The sequence below is a fragment of the Vibrio sp. M260118 genome (genome assembly GCF_036533755.1).
Classification (GTDB): Bacteria; Pseudomonadota; Gammaproteobacteria; order Enterobacterales; family Vibrionaceae; genus Vibrio.
Genome location: NZ_JATABG010000498.1, coordinates 1 through 2,049 on the forward strand (window position 1 = coordinate 1; position 2,049 = coordinate 2,049).

2 protein-coding genes are annotated in these 2,049 nt (G+C 35.7%); both read right to left on the reverse strand.

All coding sequences use genetic code 11. The features are described 5' to 3' along the window. Positions 1-869, reverse strand: an 869-nt coding sequence (locus tag QTO00_RS18835; RefSeq protein WP_331426124.1) for a glycosyltransferase family 2 protein, incomplete at its 3' end; no start/stop codon positions are given. Next, positions 859-2,049, reverse strand: a 1,191-nt coding sequence (locus tag QTO00_RS18840; protein WP_331426125.1) for a glycosyltransferase, incomplete at its 5' end; no start/stop codon positions are given. The genes QTO00_RS18840 and QTO00_RS18835, both read right to left, overlap by 11 nt.

Consider the following 2,049-nt stretch of genomic DNA (forward strand, 5'->3'; position numbering starts at 1 on the left):
CGTAACTTCAAAAGAGAAACAGTGACATAATAATTTGAAATCATTATCCTATTCTTTAAACCTAAATATTTCCGATTCTGACCTAGCAAAATAGAAAATCTCGAATAGTTTCTCTGTGATACTAAAGAAAAAGCTTTTATAATTTCACATAAATACTCCGCTTTCTCAGAGGGGGTCATTGTTCCTGAATGTTTGGCATAAAACTTTTCAAAAGCATCAACAGATAAGGTCCTGACTCCGCCTTGCTCCCAATAAACAAAGACAGTCAAACTTGACTTATATGACCATCCAACTTTTTTTTGGACCTCGATAAAAAAGTCATAGTCTTGACTTCTTCTTAGATCTTCATCCCATGTACATAGGTCAAAAACTTCACGAGAAAGAAAAAACGAAGAAGTTTGAGCAACACCAGGAGACGAACCAAACAAAAATTTATAAGGGCTTTCCTGTTCAATCGCTCTAGAGTACTTAGGTTCTTGAACTTTACCGTTATCTAAAATAAAACCAGAATATATAGCATTGGCTCCTTTTTTTATCTGATCTAAGCAAGTTGATAAGTGCATTTCATTCCACCAATCATCGGAATCCATGTACGCAATATAATCACCGCTACTGTTTTTCATCCCATAGTTTCGAGCTACATTTGCGTTATCACAAACATCCAAGTAATGATGCTTGATTCTTTCATCTTGGATTGTTTCAACCATCTCAGTAATTACATTCCTATTCATTGAATTATTTTCAACCAAAACTAACTCAAGATCAGCAGTAACATTTTGAGAAAGAACACTATCAAGACAACGTTGCAGGCCTAATACTCTGTCGGTACATGGGATAACCACCGAAATCAATATATTCTTATTTTTCATTGTGATCACTAATCGGGAATAGTAATTCTTGTAAATCACCATTAAGGATTTTTAAATTAAAGTTAGCTTTGATAACCTTTTCAGCCGTATCAGCAATTGACTGGCGCTGAGAGCCATTCAGCTCTTCAAATGCATACAGAATGTTATTTTTTAGCGCTATTATATCGCCTTCATCTGATAAAAAGCCGCTTTTACCATGCTCTATTAATTCTGGTATACCTGAGTGAAAAGAGCTAAACACTAACAATCCTGAAGCCATTGCTTCCATTAGAGCTACAGGTATCCCCTCCATATCACCATTACTCGCAGTTATACTCGGTAAAACAAAAGCATCAGCTTCATTAAGCTTCTCAGCGACAATGTTTGATGGCAATGATCCTTTAACAGATACCCTGTCTTCTAAACCGAAATTTTTAACAAGATTCAAAACATCTTGATGTAACGGCCCACCACCTACAAGTGTTAAACGATAACGTTTCGGAAGCTCCTTGATTGCACCTAGCAATACAGGTATTCCTTTTTTCTCCACAAATCGGCAAACAGAAATCAAATTAATTACATCTCTGTTTAAGTCATCATACCTAGATATAAACTTGAAGTCGTCTACATCTACCCCCATCCTATGCACAGATATTTTTTCCGATGAGCAACCTAAATTTATAAGTCGCTCTTTCCAATAATAACTAACAGGGAGCATTAAATGGCCTAGCCTAAAAAGCCTTGAGTAATTTTCTTTTTCTCTTTCCAGCTCTGCATAAACGGACATATCATAACCATGAAAGATGGTTATGATATCAACATTTTTAATTACCCCTTCTTCAAGAAGTTTAGCCAGTTCAGCCCCCATTGGTCCGAAATGACAAACAATTGGCCCTTCCACGCCCTCAAAACATCGACCTAACATATACCCGTTGATACCAGATTTAGTTATCCAAATTAACCGATTCCATTTTAATTTTAAGAAATCACTTAAAAAGCAAAATATAAAATCAATAATTTTATTTTTTCTTTCAGAACTAGTATAGGCTGTTGTCAATCTTTCCATAAGGCTGTGTTTTTTAACCCATGGATGGTTCCTGCCACTTTTTTCTGGGGAAAAAGAGACCACCTTAACTTCAAATCCGGATTTTACCATTGCGGCAACTTGATTTAGTACAAAAGTTTCCGATAAAACAGGAAA